Raw genomic sequence first — 21,009 nt, 5'->3', positions numbered from 1 at the left:
AGGACGCCGCCGGACTCAACGTTGCAAGACCAGGGAACCCCTGACCAGTACTGGTCAGGGGTTTTCTGCGTTCTAGGGGCTGTCCACAGGCCTCGTGGCGGTCGGTGCCGGGCCGGTAGGATCAACGAGTCATGACTGCGCCATTCACCACTGCCTCCGGCTCCGACGTCCGTGTCCGCTTCTGCCCGAGTCCGACGGGCACGCCGCACGTCGGACTCATCCGCACCGCCCTGTTCAACTGGGCGTACGCGCGGCACACGGGCGGCAAGCTCGTCTTCCGGATCGAGGACACCGACGCCGCTCGTGACAGCGAGGAGTCGTACGAGCAGATCCTCGATGCGCTGCGCTGGCTGCGGCTCGACTGGGACGAAGGGGTCGAGGTCGGCGGTCCGCACGGCCCGTACCGGCAGTCGGAGCGTTCCGGCGTCTACGAGGACGTCATCGCGAAGCTCAAGGCCTCCGGTCACGTGTACGAGTCCTTCGTCACGCCGGAGGAGATGGAGGCCCGCAACAAGGCCGCTGGGCGCGACCCCAAGCAGGGTTACGACAACCACGAGCGTGACCTGACCGAGGCCGAGCGTCAGGCCTTCCGCGACCAGGGCCGTGAGCCGGCGCTGCGACTGCGGGTGCCGGATCGCGACCTCAGCTTCCAGGACCTCGTCCGCGGCGAGATCACCTTCAAGCAGGGCACGTTCCCCGACTTCGTGGTGGTCCGGCCGAACGGCAAGCCGCTGTACACGTTCACGAACCCGGTCGACGACGCGCTCATGGGCGTGACGCACGTCCTGCGTGGCGAGGACATCCTGTCGTCGACCCCGCGTCAGATCGCGTTGTACGAGGCGCTGTACGAGATCGGCCTCGCGGCGTTCATCCCCGTCTTCGGACACCTGCCCTACGTGATGGGGGAGGGCAACAAGAAGCTCTCGAAGCGCGACCCGGAGTCGAACCTGTTCCACCACCGGGCGGCGGGCATGGTCCCCGAGGGCCTGGTGAACTACCTGGCTCTGCTCGGGTGGTCGATCGGCGCCGACCGCGACGTCTTCACGATCGACGAGATGGTCGCGGCGTTCGACGTCGCCGACGTCAACCCGAACCCCGCGCGTTTCGACCACAAGAAGGCCGAGGCGATCAACGGTGATCACATCCGTCTGCTCGACGGGGACGACTTCCGTGGCCGACTCCTGCCGTACCTGACCGAGTTCGTGTCGGACCCGGCGACTCCGGAGCAGCTCGAGGTCCTGACGAAGGCCGCGCCGCTGGTGCAGGAGCGGATGCAGCTCCTCGGCGAGGCTCCGGGCCTGCTCGGGTTCCTGTTCACCGCCGACGACGACCTGGTGATCGAGGACGACGCGCTCGGAACCCTCAAGCCGGACGCCGGCGACGTCCTGCGTGCGAGCATCGCCGCGCTCGAGCCGCTCGACGAGTGGACGACCGAGTCGATCGAGGGTGCGCTCCGTGCATCGCTCATCGACGGGCTGGGACTGAAGCCGCGGCTGGCGTTCGGACCGTTGCGCGTCGCCGTGTCCGGCCGTCGCATCAGCCCGCCGCTGTTCGAGTCGATGGAGATCCTCGGCAAGGACTCCACCGTGACGCGGCTGCGTCGCCTCGCGGACCGCTGACGTGACCGCGCCGGACCGGATCGCGGTCGACGTCGTCGTCATCGGTGCCGGCCCGGCGGGTCTCAGCGCTGCGCTGAACCTCGTCCGCGCCCGGCGGACCGTGCTGCTCGTCGACGCGAACCGCCCGAGGAACGCGGCGACGCTGCGTTCGCACGGATTCCTCACGCGCGACGGGGTCTCGCCGCTCGAGCTCCGGAAGCTCGGGCGCCTCGAGGTCGAGGGCTACGCCGAATCGACCGTGGTGCAGGCCGTCGTCGACCGGGTCGAACCGGACGGCGACGGATGGTCCGTGCACGGGTCGTGGCGGGGCGCCGAGGTCGAGGCCTCGGCACGCGCGGTCGTCATCGCCACCGGGTTGCGGGAGGAGTTCCCGGCGCTGCCGATGCTCCGCGCGTTCTACGGCACGGCCGTGCACAGCTGCGTCGAGTGCGACGCGTACGAGAAGGCCGGCGAGCCGTTGGCGTTCATCTGCGAGACCGACGACGTCGTCGATCGCGCTCTGCTCATCGCGGCGTGGGCGGACGACCTCGTGGTCTACACGAACGGTGTGGCACCCCTGGACGACGCCGGCCGTGCACGCCTGGTCGCCGCGGGCGTGCGCGTCGACGAGCGGCCCGTGGCGGACCTCGAGGGGGACCGGTCCGGGATGACCGGCGTCCGACTGGCAGACGGGCACGTGGAGCCCCGCACGGGCGGGTTCGTCCGACCGCGGTGGCACGCCGACCTCGACTGGCTGGTCGCCGAGCTGGATCGTGACGCCGAGGGCCTGGTCGTCGTCGACCGCTCCGGCCGCACGAGCGTCCCCGGGGTCTACGCGGTGGGGGACGTCACGCCTCCCGGCCCCGAGCAGCTCATCGTCGCGGCCGGCCACGGCGCGGTGACGGCGGCTGCGGTGCACCGTGACCTCGTGGGTGGTCTCACGGACCTCCGGGATGCTGTACAGTAGTTGATCGTGCCCCGGGCAACCGGGACCGAAGGCCTTCGGGCCTTTGGGGTATGGTGTAATTGGCAACACAGCGGTTTCTGGTACCGTCGTTCTTGGTTCGAGTCCAGGTACCCCAGCACTCGTCGAACAAGCCCCCGGGATCTCCCGGGGGCTTGTTCCGTTTCCGGCCCGAGCTGCCGAGCGACACGCCGGCCTGCAGCAGGAGACACGCCCGAGCGGAGCGAGCGACGTGGCGGTGCTCCGTTGCGGCGAACCGCAGGATGCCCGCACCCGGCGCGATCACACTCGCACGCCCACGACACGCGGAACTACCGTCCAAGGACCGCTGCGACACCGTGGCGGGCCGCTGACGAGCACTCGGGGGGTCTTCTGTGACCGCTGCAGAACCGCTGACCACGAACCACCACTGGGACCACACCGCCGTCGTGCCGGTGGCGGACGACCACTCGGTCCTGGACCGGTGGGACCGCGTCGTCGCGGCGCACGGCGACGAACCGGCCCTCGCCGGCGAAGGGCGCGCGCTGACCTACGCGCAGACGGACCGGCTGGTGTCCGGCCTCGCGGTCGCTCTCGCGGAGACCCTCCGCCCGGACGGTCGGACCGGTGCCGGGGTCGGGGCGGTCGCCGGGGGAGCGTCCGAGCCGATCGGGATCATGGCCGGCCAGACGACCGAGGCGGTCGTCGGCGTGCTCGCGCTGATCCGTGCCGGGCGCACCGTGGTGGTGCTCGACGACCACCTGCCGCCCGCTCGTCTCGCGCACGTGGTCCGGCTCGCCGGGGTGGAGGAGGTCCTGGCGGACGTCGACCGCGCGGACGCTGCGGCATCGGTCGTCGCCGAGACCGGCGGACGCGTCCACGGCCTGACGCCTCTGCTGGAGCGCGCTGTGCAGACGCAAACGCAGACGCAGACACAGGAGGCATCGGCACCCGGCGGCACCGACCCGCTCGTGCTCATCTTTACCTCCGGGTCCACCGGCCTGCCGAAGGGCGTCGCCGTCACGCACCGGCAGACGCTCGAGAACGCCGAGCACGACGCGATCGCCCTCGGTCTCCGCCCGGGGGACCGGGTCGGCCTCGTGCTGCCGCTGTCGTTCGCGGCCGGGTTCTCGTACACGTTCAACACGCTGCTGAACGGCGGGACCGTGGTGCTGCTCGACCCGCGCGACCTCGGGATCGAGCGGCTCCTGCAGCGGCTCGACGCCGAGGGCGTGAACGGCCTGGCGGCGACCCCGCACCTGGTCCGCTCGATCGTGCGGGCGCAGCCCGACGTGCCGGACCGACGGGTCCTCGGCGCGTTGCGCTTCGTCGTGACCGTGGGAGAACCCGTCACCGGGACCGACATCGCCGCGGCCCGGCCACACCTCGGACCGTCGACGACGTTCTGGAACGGGTTCGGGTCGAGCGAGATGGGCTGCGTGGCGTACTGCCCCGTCGGCCCGGACGACGCCCTGCCCGCCGGGGTCGTCCCCGCCGGGTGGCCCCTGCCGGGCAAGCGCGTCCGGGTCGTCCGCGAGGACGGGACACCAGCCGCACCAGGGGAGAGCGGTGAACTCGTCGTGCTGTCCCACGGGATGACCACCGGGTACTGGGGTGCACCGGCCCTCACCGCCGAGCACCTGACACGAGCCGACGCCGTCCCCGAGGACGACGGATCCGGACCAGCCGATGCGAGCACGGACGCGATGCCCGCCTGGCGGCAGGGCGACCTCGCCCGCATCGACCCCGACGGCCGCCTCGTGCTGCTCGGCCGCGCCGACGACGCCGTGAAGGTGCGCGGCTACCTCGTCGAGCCGAGCGAGATCGAGGCGGCGCTCCGTGCCCTGCCCGAGGTCTACGACGCCGCGGTCACCGCCCTCGTGGCGCCGCCCGCGGTGACACGCCTGGTCGCCTACGTCGTCGGCCGTCCGGGACGCCGGACCCCGGCGCCGGCGGCGATCCGCCGCGGGCTCCGCGACCGCCTGCCCGAGTACATGGTGCCCGCCTCCATCGTCCCGATGACGGAGCTGCCGCGGACCGAGCGCGGCAAGGTCGACCGCGCGGCGCTCCCCGGGGCTCCGAGCATCGAGGCCGAGATGACCGAGGACGAGTACGACCAGTGGGAGCTCGTCGTCGGGCAGATCTGGGCGGAGGTCCTCGGGCTGCACGGCGTGCACCTCGACGAGGACTTCTCCGCGCTCGGCGGCGACTCGCTCACCGCCGAGGAGATGCTCGCGATCGTGCACCAGCGGCTCGGCGTCGACCTGCGCGGCTCCGACGTCCTCGAGCACCCCACCCTGCGGGCCTTCGCGCGCCGGGTCCGCGTCGGCACCGCAGCCCTGCCGAGCCACCCCGACGTCGTGAAGGTCTCCGAGGCCCGCGCCTCGGGCAACCCCGCGGTGTTCTGCTTCGCCGGCGCCGGAGCGCTCGCCCTGACCTTCCTGCCGCTGTCGCGCTACCTGCCCGAGTACGACGTGTACGCGTTCCAGCAGCACGCCCTCGAGCGTCGTGGCGTCCCGGACTGGTCCGTCACCCGCAGCGCCCGCCGGTACCTCGCGCTCATGCGGATCGTGCAGCCGCGCGGCCCGTACCTGCTGGTCGGTCACTCGCTCGGCGGGCTCATCGCGCTGGAGATCGCACGGCTCCTCACCGAGGGCGGCGAGCGGGTCCAGCACGTCGTGCTGTTGGACACCTACCTGCCGCGGAGCCGGGCGGAGCAGGCACGCCTCGACTTCGGCCGGTTGCGGCCGCAGCAGCCGTCGAACGCGACGGTGCGCGTGGTCCGCAACGGCCTGGACCGCCTCGCGCGCCGCGTCCTGCCGGCCGGGGTGCCCTACGGCGAGAAGGCCGCGAAGCGGTTCCGCGCGTACACCGCCGGCGTGCTCCGCTTCGGCGGGCAGAAGGACTTCGACGCGTTCTTCGACCAGGCCGCGGTCTCCAGCCGACGGCACCGTCCGACGCCGTTCACCGGGCCGTCCACCTACGTGGAGGCGGACGCGAACCCGGACGCCGAGGGGTGGGGCGGGCTGCTGCAGGGCGACAACCGGACGGTCCGCATCGCCAGCGAGCACACGTCGCTGCTGCGCGAGCCGCACGTCGCGGAGCTCGCGCCGGTGGTGCGCGACGCGCTCGCAGCGGAGGGCGCGGCCCAGGACGCGGCCGGCTGACGCAGGGCGGGTCGCGCAGCGCGACCAGGTGACGGCCGGGAGGCACGGTGCGGGCCCGCACCGTGCCTCCCGGCCGTCCTGCTGCCGCAGTCCGGAACCCGCAGTCCAGAAGCCGACGCCCGCTCGCGTTGCGGCTTTCCGTATCCGCACTCGGGGGGCCGCAAGGGACCGCAGACCGCATTGACCGCCACCCCGCCCACGGCGAGGGTTGGACCGCGGGGTGAGACGTACCCACTCAGCCCGCACCCGGTGGCGTCGTACCCGCGCCCCGCCGGCACCCGCGACGCTCGTACCCGCGTCGTCGCAGACCGCACCGCGGCCTCGCCGGACCTCCGAGCGACCCGAATGCACCCTGAACCCGACAGGAGCACCATGTCCGCCACCACCGCCCGACCGAAGGACCCGAGGGTCTCCGTCGTCATCCCGGCCCGCAACGAGGCCCGCAACCTCGAGATCATCCTGCCGAAGCTCCCGCCCGTGTACGAGGTCATCCTCGTCGACGGCAACTCGGTCGACGACACGATCGCGACGGCGCAGCGCCTCATGCCCGACGTGCGCGTCGTGCACCAGACCCGCAAGGGCAAGGGCAACGCGCTCGCCTGCGGGTTCGAGGCCGTGACGGGTGACGTGGTCGTCATGTTCGACGCCGACTGCTCGGCCGACCCGGACGAGATCCCGCGCTTCGTGCAGGCGCTCGTGGACGGTGCCGACGTGGCGAAGGGCACCCGGTACTCGCACGGTGGCGGGAGCGACGACATCACCCTGCTCCGCAACGTCGGGAACCGCGGGCTGAACATCCTCTGCAACGTCATCCTCGGCACCCGCTACAGCGACCTCTGCTACGGCTACAACGCCTTCTGGGCCGACGTCCTGCCGAAGATCGGGCTGCTGTCGTCGACCCTGCCGCGTCCGACCGACGGCTCGATGCTCTGGGGCGACGGGTTCGAGATCGAGACGGTGCTGACGTGCCGGTGGTCGGCCGCCGAACTGGCGATCACCGAGGTCGGGAGCCACGAAAAGCTGCGGGTGCACGGGACGAGCAACCTCAATGCGGTCACCGACGGCATCCGCGTCCTGAAGTCGATCATGCACGAGCGTCGCCGCGCCGCCGAGGGTCGTGCCCGTGCCCGGGTCGCGACGCTGTCCGGGGGAGCAGTGCTGTCCGGTGGTGCCGCGCTGTCCGGCGGTGCCGTGCTCGGCTCCGTCGCTGCGGTACCGACCTCGCCGGACGTCACGCCCGTCGTCCCCGCCACGGTCTCCGCACTCGAGGGGGACGCCGCGTGACGACCGTCGCCGTCGTCATCTGCGCGTACACGCAGCAGCGATGGGGTGACCTGCAGGACAGCGTCGAGTCGGCCAAGCGCCAGCCGGAGGCCCCCGAGGTCGTCGTCGTGATCGACCACGAGCCGGAGCTGTTCGCCCGCGCCGTGGCCCGTTGGCCGGAGCTGCGCGTCGTCGAGAACACCGAGGACCGCGGACTCTCCGGCGCCCGGAACACCGGCGTCGCGCTCACCGAGGCCGACGTCGTCGCGTTCCTCGACGACGACGCCACCGCGGACGAGGACTGGCTCGGCCACATGCTCGCCGCGCTCGACGACCCGGACGTCGTCGGTGTCGGTGGCCGTGCCACCCCCTCGTGGCCGGACGCCACCGGCGCCGGCCCGTACACCGACGAGCTCCTCTGGATCGTCGGCTGCAGCTACCGCGGACTCCCCGAGACCGCCGGCGACGTCCGCAACGTGATCGGGTCGAGCATGGCGTTCCGCCGCGAGGCGATCCTGCTGGCCGGCGGCTTCCGGTCCGGCATCGGCCGGGTCGGCAACCAGCCCCTCGGCTGCGAGGAGACGGAGATGTGCATCCGGATCGCCCAGGCGCGTCCGGGCGCCCGCATCCGGCACGAACCGCGGTCGAACGTGTCGCACCGGGTCTCCCCGGACCGCGTCACGATGCGGTACCTCCGCCGTCGCAGCTACTACGAGGGCATCTCCAAGGCCGTGCTGAGCCGCCGCGTCGGCACCGGCGACTCGCTGTCCAGCGAACAGACGTACCTCACGAAGGTCCTGCCAGGCGCGCTCTTCCGCGAACTGCGCGCCGTCGGCCGCGGAGGCGCACCCCGTGCCGCCGCCATCGTCGTGTCGGTCGTGTCGACCGTCACCGGGTACGCCGTCGGCCGCCTGCTCGGCAGCGTCGTCGTCACCGCACCCGCGGCCCGTGCCGCACGCGCACCGGTGGTGACACGGTGACCCGCGCGACCCTGGCGATGGTCGTCTCGCCGATCGTCGCGGGACCGCTCGCCCCCACGTGGGACGGCGCCCTGTGGGTCGGCGAGGTCGACCGGGCCGACGTGCACGCGTCGAGCCACCGGGACGTCATCGCGCTCGCCGGGGCCGAGGGGTACCGGCGAGCCCGCCTCCTCGTGCGCGACCACGGTGAGCCGCTCGGCTTCGTCGAGGCCGACGTCACCGAACGGCGCCGCATCGGGCCGACGATCGACGTCCGCGCCCTCCAGCGCGCGATCCGGCCGATGCCGGCACCCGAACGACGGCCGGCAGCAGGTCAGGACCTGCCGTCCGTCTCCGTGGTGCTCTGCACGGACGGCGCCGCCGGGGACACCATGCGGTCCGTCCTCGCCAACGGCTACCCGCTCTTCGACGTCGTCGTGGTCTCCCACGGTGCCGACGGCGACGACCCCACGACGATCGTGATCGGCGGACGCCGCGTCACGACGATCGCCGCACCGGCCGGCGGACTCGCGGCCGCACGGAACGCCGGACTCCTCGCCGCCTCGGGCGACGTCGTCGCGTTCGTCGACGAGGGCGCCGTCGTCGACGCGGGCTGGATCGACGCGCTCGCGGCGGCGTTCGCGACCGCTCCCGACATCGCCTGCGTCACCGGTCTGGTGCCGACCGCCGAGCTGCGCACGCCCGCCCAGCGCTGGCGTGACGACCGCACCGCCGCCGCACGGACCGTCCGACGCCGGGTGTACCGGCTCGACGACGCCGAGCCCGCGGCGCCGGGCACGCCCCGACACCCGTTCGCCGCCGCCGAGTACGGCACCGGCGCGAACCTCGCCGTGCACCGGGCCACCGCCCTGCGCATCGGCGGCTTCGACACCGCCTTCGGACCCGGCACCCGGGTCGGCGGCGGCGACGACCTCGACCTCTTCACACGACTGCTCGTCGCCGGATCCGCGATCGCCGTCGAACCGGCCGCGATCGCGTGGCAGCGGACGGCGGACGACGTCGCGTCGCTCCGCAGTGCCGCGGCAGCGCACGGCCACGGACTCGGAGCCTGGATGACCAAGAACGCCCTCGACCACGAGACGCTCGGCGCCTCGGTCGACGCCCTCCCGGATGCCCTCAGCGCGTTCGCACGCCTCGGACTCGAGCAGGGGGACCGCGCTGCCGACGTGTCGGACGGGGGTGCCGGGGCCGCCGCGGGTGGGACTCCTGCGGGTGGGCCTGCTGCTGGCGGCCCGTCGGCGATCGACGGGGTCGACGCCGTCGACGCCGAGTTCGCCGCCACCGCGCGGAAGCTGCGCGGCGTCGAGCGACGTTCCGTGGCCACGGCGCCGTTCCTCGCGCTCCGGGAACGCCTCGGCGGAGCCGGGACGATCGACCGGACCGCCCGTGGGCGTCACGAGCTCCGACGCGGCCTCGGTACCGCCGGTCCCGCGCGGCCCGGCGTGCGCGGTGCGATGACCCCAGCGGCACGACTCACCGCCGCCGCGCTCCCGGTGCTCGCCCTCGTCGTCGCGGCCGTCGGTGCCGTCTCCGGGCTGCCGGTCCTGCGGGGGAGCGCGATCGGCGTCTTCCTCTTCGCGCTGCTCGGCGTCGCGCCGCTCCTGCTCGTCCGCCCGATGCCCCTCGCACGGTTCACGGTCTTCGCCGTCACGGGCTCGTTCGTCGGCACGATCGGCATCGGGTACACGATGGCGACGTTCCACGTCTGGGCGCCGGTCGTCCCGTTCGTCGCCGTCGTCGTGCTCACCGCCGTCGCCGTCGCGATCGCCGTGCCCCGTGACCTCGCCGAGCTGCGGCTCGACCGGCTCGCGCAAGCGGCTGCGGGTGGCCCGTCCGGCGGTCCTCGCCGGTCGTGGGACACGACGGCCTCCGTCACGGTGGCGTCGCTCGTCGGGCTCGTCGTCGTGGTCGTCGCCGCGCTGACGCACATCGGTGACCCGGTTCCCGCGGGGCTCTTCGGTTCGCTCGGACCAGGCCTGGTCATCGGGCTCGCGATCATCGTCGCCGCTGCCGTCGTCGCCCTCGTGCGCGGTCGTGGGCTCGCGGTGCCGGTCGTCGTCCTCGGCGGCGTCGTGCAGCTCGCCCAGGCGATCACCTACGGCGTTCCGACGGTCGCCGCCGCCGCCCGGCACATCGGTGTCCTCGAGTACATCCGGCAGTTCGGCGGGACCAACCCGGCGGCCGACATCTTCCAGACGTGGTCGGGCCTGTTCGCCGCCGGGGCGTGGGTCGCGGACGTCGGTGGGATCGCCAACGCGATGCTCATCGCCGCGTGGGTGCCGGTCCTGCTGGCCTTCAGCACGACGATCGCGGTCGGCGTGCTCGCCGCCCACTGGCTGCCCGGTGCCCGTCGCCCGTGGATCGCCGCGTTCCTCACCGCGATGACCGGGTCGCTCAACACGACCTACTTCTCGCCGCAGTCGACCGGCATCCTGCTCTCGATCGTGATCCTCGTGCTCGCCACCGGTCCGCTCCGCGACGCCGCCGCGAGCAGCACCGAGGGGACGGTGCCGGCGAAGCCCCGCGCCCGCCGGGTCGGGCTCTCCCGGATCATCGCGATCACCGTCATCGGCGTCGTGCTCGTCGTGACGCACCAGATCTCGCCGTACCTGACGGTCGCAGCACTCGTCGCGCTCATCGTGTTCCGGATGCTCCGCCCCTGGTGGCTACCGGTCGTCGTCCTCGTGCCCGCAGTGGCGTTCGCCGCGATGAACGGCGACATCCTCGGCCGGTTCCTGTCGCTGGCCGCGGTCGGACGGGTCCTCGACAACGTCCAACCGCCGTCGCACGACATGACCGTCCTGCCGAAGCCGCTCGTCACCCGGCTGGCGTTCGACATCCCGGCCGCCGCGCTCGTCGTCCTCGGCATCGCCGCGCTCCTGACCGTGCTGATCCGGCGCGATCGCGTGCACTGGGCGCTCCTGGCCGCCGCCGCGAGTCCGATCTCGCTGCTCGTCGCCACGAACTACGGACAGGAGGGCATCTTCCGTGTCGTGCTGTTCGCGACCCCGTGGATCGCGATCCTCGCCGCCGCGCTCCCGATGCCGTCCGGCAGGCTGGCCCCCGCCGGCGCGTTCGTCCGGCGGGTGACACGCCCGACCGCCGTGCGGTTCGCGGTGGCCGGGTTCGGCGTCGCGGCACTCGTCGCCGTCGGTGCGTTCGGACAGACGGCGCTCGACTGGAACCGCGTCGTGACCCGCAGCCAGTCCGAGGCGACGCAGCTGTACGACCGCACCGCGCCGAAGGGCTCGGTCATGCTCCTCACCGGCTCGGCCAACGCCGTGCCGAGCAACACGGGTGCGCGGTACTTCGACGTCGGGTACCTCTCCCGCGAGGCCCTCGGTCCCTACCCCGACCCGGCCGGCACCTACGACGCGACGACCGACGTCTCCGACATCACCCGCGAACTCGTGGAGAACTGGACCGCGACGAAGTACTACGCCCTCGTCGCCGAGCCCTTCGGGGCCTACGACGAGCGCTACGGGTACCAGAGCGACGCCGACTACCAGCAGCTCGCGGCCGCGATGGCCTCGTCGCCGTACTGGCACCGCATCTGGTCGTCGGGCACGACGGCGATGTACGAGCTGACCCAGGAAGGGTTGCGCCATGCGACCGAATGACCCCACGCACCGGCGGCGGACACGGCGAACGATCGCCGTGTCCGCCGCGGCGGTGCTCGCGACCGTCGCAGCGCTCGTCGTCGGACCCGCACTCGTCGTCCCCGCCGCGGACGCCGCGACGACGGCGGACTGCAGTGCCGGACGCGTCCTGAACGTCGTCGCGCACCCCGACGACGACCTGCTCTTCCAGGGCACCGCGCTCCGGGCGGACATCGACGCCGGGCGCTGCGTGCGGTCCGTCGTGGTGACGGCCGCGGACGCCGGGTACCCCGCCTGGTACTGGCAGAGCCGTCAGGAGGGACTCATGGAGTCCTACGCCGGCATCGCCGGGGTCGCGTCCGACTGGTCGACCGGGTCACTGACCGTCGCCGGCCGGACCCTCCACACCGAGACGCTGACGACGGACCCGCGCGTGAGCATGGTGTTCCTGGAACTGCCGGACGGCAACGTCGAGGGCAACGGGTTCTGGGCCGACGGGTACCAGAGCCTGCAGCGCCTGTACACGGGCGACACGAGCACGATCAGCACGGTCGCGGACGCGCTGCACGGCGCGACGTACACGCTGCCGCAGCTCCGTTCGACGCTGCTCGGCGTCGTGCAGGACTTCGCGCCGAGCCACATCCACACCCTCGACTACGAGGGCTCCTACGGCGACGGCGACCACAGCGACCACCACACCGTCGGGTACCTCGCCGACGAGGTGCAGCAGCAGTACAGCGGCACCCACGACTTCACGGGGTACCTCGGGTACCCGATCGCCGACCGACCCGCGAACCTCACCACCGCGCAGGTCGACGCGAAGGCGCACGCGTTCTTCACCTACGCCGCGTACGACGACCTGACCTGCGCGTCCTGGGAGGCGTGCGCCTCCCGGCCGGAGTCGTCCTGGTTGAACCGCCAGTACACCGTGGGCTCGACGGACCCGACCGTCCCGTCCGACCCGCAGCGCACCGACGTCACCGCCGGCGCCACGGTCACCGCGAGTGCCGAGAACCCCGCGGACGGGCAGACCGCGCTGAAGGCCGTCGACGGGGTCGTCTCGGGCTACCCGGCCGATCCGACGAAGGAATGGGCGGCACCGAGCGGTGGCGTCGGCACGTGGATCCAGCTCGGCTGGGGGAGCGCGACGACCCTGACCGAGGTCGACCTGTCCGACCGTCCGAACAGTGCCGACCAGGTGCTCGGCGGCACCCTGACGTTCTCCGACGGGTCGAGCGTCGCGGTGCCCGCGCTGCCGAACGGCGGTGCGGCGCAGACCGTCACGTTCAGTGCCCGGAAGGTCACCTGGATGCGCTTCACCGTCACGGCCGTGAGCGGGTCCACCGAGAACATCGGACTCGCCGAGCTCCGCGCGTTCGGACCGGCCGGCACGACCACGCCGCCAGCCACCGCCCCGACCGACATCACCACCGGCGCGACCGTCACCGCGAGCGCCGAGAACCCCGCGGACGGGCAGACCGCGCTGAAGGCCGTCGACGGGGTCGTCTCGGGCTACCCGGCCGACCCGACGAAGGAGTGGGCTGCACCGAACGGTGGCGTCGGGACCTGGATCCAGCTGGGGTGGTCGAGCGCGAAGACACTCAGCGAGGTGCACCTGGCGGACCGGCCGAACACCGACGACCAGGTGCTCGGCGGGACGCTGTCGTTCTCCGACGGGTCGACCGTCACGGTGCCGGCGCTTCCGAACGGCGGTGCGCTCCAGACCGTGGCGTTCACCGCCCGGCAGGCCACGTGGGTCCGGTTCACGGTGACGGCGGTGAGCGGGGCGACGAAGAACATCGGGCTCGCCGAGATCCGCGTGTACGGAACGGCGACCCCCACCCCGACGCCGACGCCGACCCCCACCCCGACCCCCACCCCGACCCCGACTCCGACGCCGACCCCGACGCCGGCCCCGACTCCGAAGCTGTCCGACGTCACCGGCACGGCCACACCGTCCGCGAAGGCCGACAACCCCGCCGACGGCCAGACCGTCGCGAAGGCCGTCGACGGCGTCGTGTCCGGCTACCCCGTCGACCCGACGAAGGAGTGGGTGGCGCCCTCGGGCCGCACGGGCGTCTGGTACCAGCTCACCTGGGCGAAGGCCGTGCCGCTGCAACGGATCGTGCTGCACGACCGCCCGAACACCGCCGACCGGGTCACGAGCGGCACGCTCACGTTCTCGGACGGCAGCACGGTGACCGTCGGGCAGCTGCCGAACGACGGCACGGCACTCACGGTCGACTTCAGTGCCCGGAACGTCACGTGGGTCCGGTTCACCACCACCGGGGTCTCCGGGACCACCGTCAACATCGGGTTGTCGGAGATCCGGGCATGGGCCCTGCAGTGACCCCGTCGCTCGACGGGGACGCCGCCGTCGACCACGGGGCACCACCCGCACACGGGATCGGGCTCGCGAGACACCGTGGTCCGGTCCGACGTGCCGGCCGCCGGATCGCCGTCGTGGCGGGCGCGCTCGTGATCGCGGCCGGGGCGGTCGCCGCGACGGCCGCGACGCCCCTGGTGGTCGACCCCATCGACCCGAGCGGAGCGACGATGCCGACCAGTGACGGCACCGGCTGGGACCGGGTGTTCTCCGAGGACTTCGCGGACGGCTCCTCGCGGGGCGGCTTCGAGGCGGACTACTCCGACCGGTTCTCGGTGTACCACGGCTTCGCGGACACCGCCGGGACGGGTCGGTACCAGGCCTCGGTCCTCAGCGCGCACGACGGTCTCCTCGACATGCGGCTGCGCACCACGAAGGGCGGTACACCGCTCGCCGGGGGGATCGTGCCGCTCGTCGACGGCCAGTGGGGCGGGCAGACGTCCGGTCGGTACTCCGTCCGGATGAAGAGCGACGAGGTCGACGGCTACGGGGTCGCGATGCTGCTCTGGAGCGACGAGAACGTGTGGGAGCACGGTGAGATCGACTTCCCCGAGGGCGCGCTCGGCGCTCCGGCGTACCTGAACGTGCACTGCCTCGAGGACCCCGCCGAGAAGTGCGTCCACTACGAGACGAGTGCCTCGCTCGCCGACTGGCACACCTACACGATCGAGTGGACGCCCTCCCGGATGTCCTTCCTCGTCGACGACGAGGTCGTGGGGACGACGACGGAGAACATCCCGACCTCGCCCATGCACCTCGTCGTGCAGGCGGGCTCGAACGAGGGGCTGCCGCCGCGCAGTGCGGCCGGTTCGCTCCTGATCGACTGGATGACGATCGACGTGCCGGCGGCCGGCGCCGAGCCGCAGGCGAGCCTGCCCTCCGGTGCCGTGCCTCCCGCGCGGGGCAGCTGGACAGCGGGCGACGAGGATCCCGAGGCGGGCTGAGCCCGCGCACGCGGAAGCGACGGTCTGCCGCGATCCTTGCGCGCACCTCCGTCGCTTTCGCGGCAGGCTCCGCTGACGCTCGCGCGGATCTGTCGCGTTCGGGACGCTCTGTCGGCCTGGAGGCGCGGATCCAGGCTGCACCGTGCCTCCCGTTCGATGTCCGTCGCGAAAGCGACGGTCTGCCGCGATCCTTGCGCGCACCTCTGTCGCTTTCGCGGCCGGGTCCGGGTCCGGGTCCGCTGACGCTCGCGCGGGTCTGTCGCGTTCGCGACGCACTGTCGGCCTGGAGGCACGGACTCAGCCCGCACCGTGCCTCCAGTCCGATGTCCGTCGCGTCCCGTCGCGAAAGCGACGGTCTGCCGCGGAACGTCGGCGCACTCCTGTCGCTTTCGCGACAGCAACCGACGGCGACAGCCGCGCGCTCAGCGCCCGGCGTGCTCCTGGAGCGCGCCGAGCAGCGCGGCGACGTGCGGCTCCCGTCCGTGGTGTGCGCGGACGAACTCCCGGCCACGGGCTCCGAGGGACGGGTCGTGCACCGCCTCGTCGAGGACGTCCTGCAGCTTCCGAGCCAGCGCCCGCGTGTCCGCAGGGTCGACCGTGCAGCGCGCCCACTCGCCGGAGAGGATCTCCCCGGTTCCTCCCGACTCGGCGGCGACCACGGGGCGGCCGGTCGACATCGCCTCGACGACCACGCGGCCGAAGCCCTCGGGTTCGATCGAGGGTGCGACGACGAGGTCTGCGGCGTGCAGCAGCGGGACGACGTCGTCCCGCTCGGGGAGGACGAGCACCGAGTCTTCCGGGAGCTCGGCGATCGCGCGGTTCACGGCGTCCGCCTCGCTCGGGTAGAGCGCGCCGGCGAGGACGAGCAGCGGCGCGCGACGCGGCCCCGCGGAGGAGGCGGGGACGGTCTGCAGTGCCCGGGCGTCCGCGGTGGCGAGCACCTGACTCCAGGCAGCCAGCAGTGCGAGCACTCCCTTCGACCGGGTGAGTCGGCCGTAGTAGAGCACCGTGGGGGTGGCGTCGTCGATGCCGAGCGTCGCCCGGGCACGGCGGGTCTCGTCGGGGGTCGCTGCGCGGAATGCATCCGTGTCGACGCCGTTCGGCACGATCGTGATCTTGTCCGCGGGTGCGCCGGCCGCCTGCCATGCCGCGGCCATCGCGTTCGAGACGGCGAAGAACCGTGTGCGGCCGCCGGAGAACGCGCGGATGCGACGGTAGTTCGGGGCGTGGTGCAGGTGCACGGCCAGGGGGACGCCGGCGACCAACGACGCGATGCGACCGAACGGCAGGTACTCCGGCCGGTTCAGCCAGAGGACGTCGAGGCGCGAGCGGCGGATGCGGAGTCCCTCGCGGGCGAAGCGCCAGGCGTCGCGGAGCGCGGTCCGGACGCCGAAGCGGTAGTCGGTCGCGTCGATCAGGGGGACGCCGAGTCGCTCGTACGGTGCGCGGCCCTCGCCGGGTCGGGGTGCGTGTGCGTCGCGGTGCCAGACCTCGACCTCGTGGCCGGCTGCGACGAGGTCGGCGGTGTCCTCGAGCACGCAGCGCTCCAGCCCACCGTTCAGGGCGAGCCCGGTGACGACGGCGCCGATCCGCAGCGGTCTGCTCCCGTCGGCGGTTCGTCTCCGGTCGGCGGTTCCTCTCCGGTCGGCCGTTCGCTTGCGGTCGGTCACGACGCACCTCCTCGTGCGGCCCGTAGTCGTCGGATGAACCAGGGGAGACAGGCGAGCACCCCGGCGACGCGGATCCAGTTCCAGAGGGCGTCCTGCGGCACGGCCGTCGACACCGCCGCGACGACGAGGGCGGCCACGATCGGCAGCACGATCCGCAGACCCGGCCCGCGCCACTCGCGGCGGTCGGACAACGCGAAGAGCTGCATGGCGGCGAGGCCGACGTACGCGACGACGGTCGCGATCGCGGCGCCGGCGATGCCGAACACGGGTACGAGCAGCAGGTTCGCGCCGATGTTCACGACGCCGGCGATCGCGGCGATCACGCCGACGGCGACCCCTCGGCGTTCGATGAGCAGCAGACGACCGGTCGCACCGCTCGCCACGACCGGGAAGGCCGTGACGGCGACGATGAACACGACGATGGTGAGCTCGTGGACGCGGTAGGACGCCGGCGCGAGGATCGGCAGCGCCACGGGGGACACCAGGGTCACCGCGAGCAGCACGGGTGCGAGCATCCGGTAGAGCTCGTTCCGTGAGTGCATCGCGAGCTGCCGACGGGCGACGGCGTCGCGGAGGGCGGCGAAGTGCGGCGCCCACGCCTGGTTCGTGAACGACAGGAGCAGGATCACCGCGGACCCGACCACGTAGGCGATCTGGTAGCGTGCGACCTCCTCCGGGCCGAGCAGCCGCTGTACGACGACACGGTCGCCGGCGTTCAGCACGAAGTAGGACAGGTTGCCGAGGGCGATCGGGATGCCGAGCCGGAACGCGCGCGCGTTCGTCCGGCGGTCGAACAGGCCGGCGAGCCGGGGCCTCGTCGCCGCGATGCCGATCACCATGGCCACGCCCTGGGCAACGACCCCGCCCCACGCGTACGTGGTGGCGTCGGCGTGCACGAACGTCAGCAGGCCGAGGCCGATGATGGAGCCGCCGATCGACGACAGCAGGCTCGTGACGGCGAAGACCTTGATGCGGTCCTGCGCGACGAGGAGCGCCAGGGAGATCTGCACGATCGCGGCAGGGCCGGTCCAGAGCACCGCGACCAGGAGCAGCGGGTGCGAGCCCACGAACCCGGCGGCGTCACCCCACGCGGGGATCGTCGTCAGGGCGATGACGGTGACGATGCTCGCCGTGATCATGCCGACCGCGAGCAGTCCGCGGGCGCGTCGGTCGTCACCGTCCTCGGCACGCTGCAGCACGGCGGCCTGGTCGATGCCCGCCACGGCCAGCACGACGAGTGCCTGGTAGAGCGCGATCGCGGAGGCGAGCACGCCGAACTCGGCCGGCGGCATGAGGTGCGCCAGGACAGGGGAGATGAGCGAGGAGACGACGAGCTGCATCGACCAGACGACGACGTACAGCAGGCCGCGGCCGAACAGGACGGACGAGCCCTTGCGCACCGCGACCGCTCCGGTGTCGAGCGACTCGGGGACGGGCGCGACGGTCTCGGCGGGGTCGCCGACCTCCACCTCGGCGGGGGTGTCCACCGCCGCGGCTTCTCGTGCGGCGCGGGCTTCGCGGCGGGTCTGCGGCGGGAGCGTCACGGCGCGACCACCACCGACGGCGAACCGGCCCCGTGCTGCCGCAACCCGAACGCCCCGTCCACGATGTCGAGCAGGTCCGAGCTCAACGCCGTCGAGAACTTGCGCGCGAACACGTGGGGGTGCTCGAGGTCCGGCATCGTCCGACGCTCGAGCAGTGCGCCCGCGTCGGCCGTCGTCAGCCACGGCGGGCTCTTCCGTGCCGTCCCGTCCCAGCCGATCCACCACAGCGGACTCGGGACGTGCTCGTCCGCGAACCCCGGCGTCAGGGTGGGGGTGCTGAGCACGGACGGCACGAAGGTCTCGTCGGCCACCCACGTCCGGCGCCAGAATCGGACCAGGTCCGGTCGGCTGTCGACGGTGTCCACGACCGCAGCAGCGTGTCGGCGGGCGAGGACCTTGAGCTGCGAACCGCCCGCGAACACGACGTCCTTCGGGACACGGCGGGGGATCGGCAGCCGGATCATCCGCTTCCGCCACGCCCAGTGCCGGTACCGGATCCGTGCGACCCCGCCACCCCGGCCCCACTCCGGGAACGGCAGCGGGTGCGCGGCGATGAAGGACTCCTCGCGGTGCGCCTCGAGCAGCGCGACGATCTCGGCCGGGTCCGCCAGGGGGTAGTCGCTGCCGGTGAGTACCGCGACGTGCGACGCCTCCGACCCGGCGAGGGCCGCTCGGTACCCCTCCACCTCGGCCTCGACGTTCTCCCACTTCGCCCAGCCGGTGCGGATGCGCGGCAGGACCCGGACACGGTTCGGCAAGCCGTCCGTCATCGCGCGGAACACCGGCTCCGACGTGCGCGCGTCGCAGTGCAGGAAGACCGGGAACGGATCGAGCGCCTCGACGAGTCGGCGGACGTGCTCGGGGTCCTCGTGGGCGAGGACGATGCACGCGAGTGCCGCGGGTGAGGCGGGCGCCGCTGGGGAGATGGCCATGGACGCGACGCTAACCGCGCCGTTCCGGGGCCGACAAGGGAGCCCGAGGCTGCTGCGGGGAAGCGGCGGTTTCCCGCACCGCGACCCCCGAAACGGCCCTGATCAGCGTTTCTTGCGGAACCGCGGGCAGTCGCACAGCGCGCAGTCGGTGCCGGGGCGGTAGTGCTCGTGCGCCTCCTGCACGTGACCGCAGACGCACGTCGCGGCATCGACCACGAGGACGGTCCGTTCCGACGGGAGGTCCGCGCCGAGCTCGGTCGTGGGGCCCAGCGGCATTCGTCCTCCTCGTGCCCGGCGTGCTGCCGCCGGGTCGTCCTCCCGATCCTACGGGCCGAGCGGCATCCGGTGGCGGCAAACCGCAAGAGGGACGTCCGTCGCCGCATCCCGATCACCTGCCCGTTGACCGTGCCGGTGCCCCACCGGAGCATCGGACCATGACCGACCACCAGGCCACCGCCGTGCCCGTGCTGATGATCGCGCCTGCGATGCCGTCGCCGGACCTCCCCGCCTGGCCCGGAGCCGCCTGGGTGGGCGCGATCGACCGACAGGAGGCGCTCGCCGCCTCCGCCGTCGAGCTCGCCGGCGCGGAGGGGTTCCGCCGCGCCCGCCTCCTGGTGCGCGACGGTCGTGAGGTCGCCGGCTTCGTCGACGTCACCGTCGACGCGAGCGGGGAGGTGGACCCGGCCGAGCTGGGTCCGGCCCTGCGCGCCCTGCGCACCACGGGCCTCCCGGCCGCCCCGCAGGGGGACCCGTCCGGCCGCATCTCCGTCGTCATCGGCACCCGCGACCGACCCGACGACGTCCGCCGCTGCGTCCGCAGCGTCCTCGCGTCCGAGCACCCGGACTTCGAGGTCTTCGTCGTCGACAACGCGCCGACCACCTCGGCGACCCGCGACGTGGTCGCCGCGTTCGCCGATCCGCGGCTCCACTACGTCCTGGAGGCCCGACCCGGCGTCTCACGGGCACGGAACGCCGGTCTCGCCCTCGCCTCCGGGGCCGTGGTCGCCTTCATCGACGACGACGTGGTCGTCGACCGGCACTGGCTCGCGGCGCTCGCCGACGCGTACGCCCGCGACGCGGACGTCGTCTGCGTGACCGGACTCGTGCCGAGCGGGGAACTCCGCACCCCCACGCAGCGCTACTTCGACGAGCGGGTGACCTGGGCGCGCAACCTCGACCGCCGGGTGTTCCGGACGTCGGCACCCCCGGAGGACCTGCCGCTCTTCCCGTTCTCGGTCGGCGCGTTCGGCACCGGCGCGAACATGTCCCTCCGGCGCTCGGCCGCGCTCGCGCTCGGCGGGTTCGACGTGGCACTCGGCCCGGGGACGCCGTCCCGTGCGGGGGAGGACCCCGACCTGTTCACCCGTGTCCTGCTGTCCGGCGGGGCGCTCGCCGTCGAGCCCTCCGCGATCGTGTGGCACAAGCACCGTCCGGACCGTGCCGCGCTGCGCTCCCAGGCGCTCGGGTACGGCACCGGCCTCGGGGCCTGGGTCGCGAAGCTGATGCTGCGACCCCGGACGGCGCTCGCGGTGTTCCGTCGGGCGTTCGGTGCGCTCAAGCAGCTCGGGGCGCTGGGGCAGGGCGACGGGCAGGTGTCGGCCGCGGTGGACGCGCTCGGGGGCTGGCCGGTCGACGACGAGTTCGTGGCGGCGACGGCAGGGCTCAAGCGTGTCGAGCTGGTCGCCGCGCTCGGTGGGCCGTGGCGGTACCTGCGGTCGGTGCGCGCGGCGCGCTGACGCGGGGCGGGGCGGCGGGGCAGCGGGGCGGTGGGGCGGGCTGGGCTGCCGGGCGGGGCGGCGTGCTGTGCCGACCCGTTGCGACAAGACGGCCGTCGTTCGACAGCCGTTTCGTCGCTTGTTGTGCGTGCAACGGTTGCGCGTGCATGGTGCGACAACGTGCTCGTCGTTCGACAGCCGCTTTGTCGCTTGTTGTGCGTGCAACGGTTGCGCGTGCATGGTGCGACAACGTGCTCGTCGTTCGACA

Annotated in this window: 13 protein-coding genes and 1 tRNA gene; 10 read left to right on the top strand and 4 right to left on the bottom strand. The window is 72.9% G+C overall.

The window, feature by feature from the left end; translation table 11 throughout:
* Positions 1 to 131: 131 nt before the first annotated feature.
* From gltX to FS532_RS18310, 9 genes are all read left to right on the top strand, one after another.
* Positions 132 to 1,619: a glutamate--tRNA ligase gene (gene gltX / locus FS532_RS18350; RefSeq protein ID WP_144757445.1), complete on the top strand. Its 1,488-nt coding sequence runs from the start codon at positions 132 to 134 to the stop codon at positions 1,617 to 1,619.
* A 1-nt stretch (position 1,620) separates the two neighbouring features.
* Positions 1,621 to 2,565: an NAD(P)/FAD-dependent oxidoreductase gene (locus FS532_RS18345; RefSeq protein ID WP_144757443.1), complete on the top strand. Its 945-nt coding sequence runs from the start codon at positions 1,621 to 1,623 to the stop codon at positions 2,563 to 2,565.
* A gap of 44 nt (positions 2,566 to 2,609) precedes the next feature.
* A tRNA-Gln gene (locus FS532_RS18340) sits at positions 2,610 to 2,681 on the top strand.
* A 255-nt stretch (positions 2,682 to 2,936) separates the two neighbouring features.
* Positions 2,937 to 5,708, top strand: a complete 2,772-nt coding sequence (locus tag FS532_RS18335) for an AMP-binding protein (RefSeq protein WP_144757441.1) — start codon at positions 2,937 to 2,939, stop codon at positions 5,706 to 5,708.
* Between the two features lie 372 nt (positions 5,709 to 6,080).
* Complete coding sequence (locus tag FS532_RS18330; RefSeq protein ID WP_144757439.1) at positions 6,081 to 6,992, top strand: glycosyltransferase family 2 protein; 912 nt, start codon at positions 6,081 to 6,083, stop codon at positions 6,990 to 6,992.
* Positions 6,989 to 7,951, top strand: coding sequence for a glycosyltransferase family 2 protein (locus FS532_RS18325; protein WP_144757437.1), 963 nt, complete (start codon positions 6,989 to 6,991; stop codon positions 7,949 to 7,951). The genes FS532_RS18330 and FS532_RS18325 overlap by 4 nt, the downstream gene beginning before the upstream one ends.
* A complete protein-coding gene (locus FS532_RS18320) occupies positions 7,948 to 11,571 on the top strand; it encodes a glycosyltransferase (RefSeq protein WP_144757435.1) in 3,624 nt (1,207 codons plus the stop codon). The genes FS532_RS18325 and FS532_RS18320 overlap by 4 nt, the downstream gene beginning before the upstream one ends.
* A complete protein-coding gene (locus FS532_RS18315; protein WP_144757433.1) occupies positions 11,558 to 13,900 on the top strand; it encodes a DUF7402 domain-containing protein in 2,343 nt (780 codons plus the stop codon). Before FS532_RS18320 ends, FS532_RS18315 begins: the two co-directional genes overlap by 14 nt.
* Positions 13,885 to 14,880 carry a glycoside hydrolase family 16 protein gene (locus tag FS532_RS18310; RefSeq protein ID WP_144757431.1) on the top strand — a complete coding sequence of 332 codons (996 nt, stop codon included), beginning with the start codon at positions 13,885 to 13,887 and terminating at the stop codon, positions 14,878 to 14,880. The genes FS532_RS18315 and FS532_RS18310 overlap by 16 nt, the downstream gene beginning before the upstream one ends.
* Positions 14,881 to 15,302: 422 nt before the next feature.
* Here FS532_RS18310 and FS532_RS18305 read toward each other — a convergent pair whose 3' ends face one another.
* The 4 genes from FS532_RS18305 to FS532_RS18855 form a co-directional block, all read right to left on the bottom strand.
* The gene (locus FS532_RS18305) at positions 15,303 to 16,550 is read right to left on the bottom strand and encodes a glycosyltransferase family 4 protein (protein ID WP_186322147.1); all 1,248 of its coding nucleotides are present in this window, start codon (positions 16,548 to 16,550) and stop codon (positions 15,303 to 15,305) included.
* Positions 16,547 to 18,094: a lipopolysaccharide biosynthesis protein gene (locus tag FS532_RS18300; RefSeq protein WP_144757428.1), complete on the bottom strand. Its 1,548-nt coding sequence runs from the start codon at positions 18,092 to 18,094 to the stop codon at positions 16,547 to 16,549. Before FS532_RS18300 ends, FS532_RS18305 begins: the two co-directional genes overlap by 4 nt.
* Positions 18,091 to 19,026: a beta-1,6-N-acetylglucosaminyltransferase gene (locus FS532_RS18295; protein ID WP_144757426.1), complete on the bottom strand. Its 936-nt coding sequence runs from the start codon at positions 19,024 to 19,026 to the stop codon at positions 18,091 to 18,093. The genes FS532_RS18300 and FS532_RS18295 overlap by 4 nt, the downstream gene beginning before the upstream one ends.
* 102 nt (positions 19,027 to 19,128) lie before the next feature.
* Positions 19,129 to 19,302, bottom strand: coding sequence for a hypothetical protein (locus FS532_RS18855; RefSeq protein ID WP_176505405.1), 174 nt, complete (start codon positions 19,300 to 19,302; stop codon positions 19,129 to 19,131).
* 158 nt (positions 19,303 to 19,460) lie between these two features.
* Between FS532_RS18855 and FS532_RS18290 the strand changes: the two genes are divergently transcribed.
* Positions 19,461 to 20,762, top strand: coding sequence for a glycosyltransferase family 2 protein (locus tag FS532_RS18290; RefSeq protein ID WP_144757424.1), 1,302 nt, complete (start codon positions 19,461 to 19,463; stop codon positions 20,760 to 20,762).
* Positions 20,763 to 21,009: the final 247 nt, after the last annotated feature.

The organism is Curtobacterium pusillum, assembly GCF_007673235.1.
Lineage (GTDB): Bacteria > Actinomycetota > Actinomycetes > Actinomycetales > Microbacteriaceae > Curtobacterium > Curtobacterium pusillum_C.
Note: the sequence above shows the minus strand (reverse complement) of the source record. Positions and strands in the feature narration are given on the sequence as shown.

Bases quoted from the DNA above. Each gene is read 5' to 3' on its own strand.
- gltX (WP_144757445.1), top strand. From the start codon at position 132: ATGACTGCGCCATTCACCACTGCCTCCGGCTCCGACGTCCGTGTCCGC.
- FS532_RS18330 (WP_144757439.1), top strand. From the start codon at position 6,081: ATGTCCGCCACCACCGCCCGACCGAAGGACCCGAGGGTCTCCGTCGTC.
- FS532_RS18315 (WP_144757433.1), top strand. From the start codon at position 11,558: ATGCGACCGAATGACCCCACGCACCGGCGGCGGACACGGCGAACGATC.
- FS532_RS18310 (WP_144757431.1), top strand. From the start codon at position 13,885: ATGGGCCCTGCAGTGACCCCGTCGCTCGACGGGGACGCCGCCGTCGAC.
- FS532_RS18295 (WP_144757426.1), bottom strand. From the start codon at position 19,026: ATGGCCATCTCCCCAGCGGCGCCCGCCTCACCCGCGGCACTCGCGTGC.
- FS532_RS18855 (WP_176505405.1), bottom strand. From the start codon at position 19,302: ATGCCGCTGGGCCCCACGACCGAGCTCGGCGCGGACCTCCCGTCGGAA.
- FS532_RS18290 (WP_144757424.1), top strand. From the start codon at position 19,461: ATGACCGACCACCAGGCCACCGCCGTGCCCGTGCTGATGATCGCGCCT.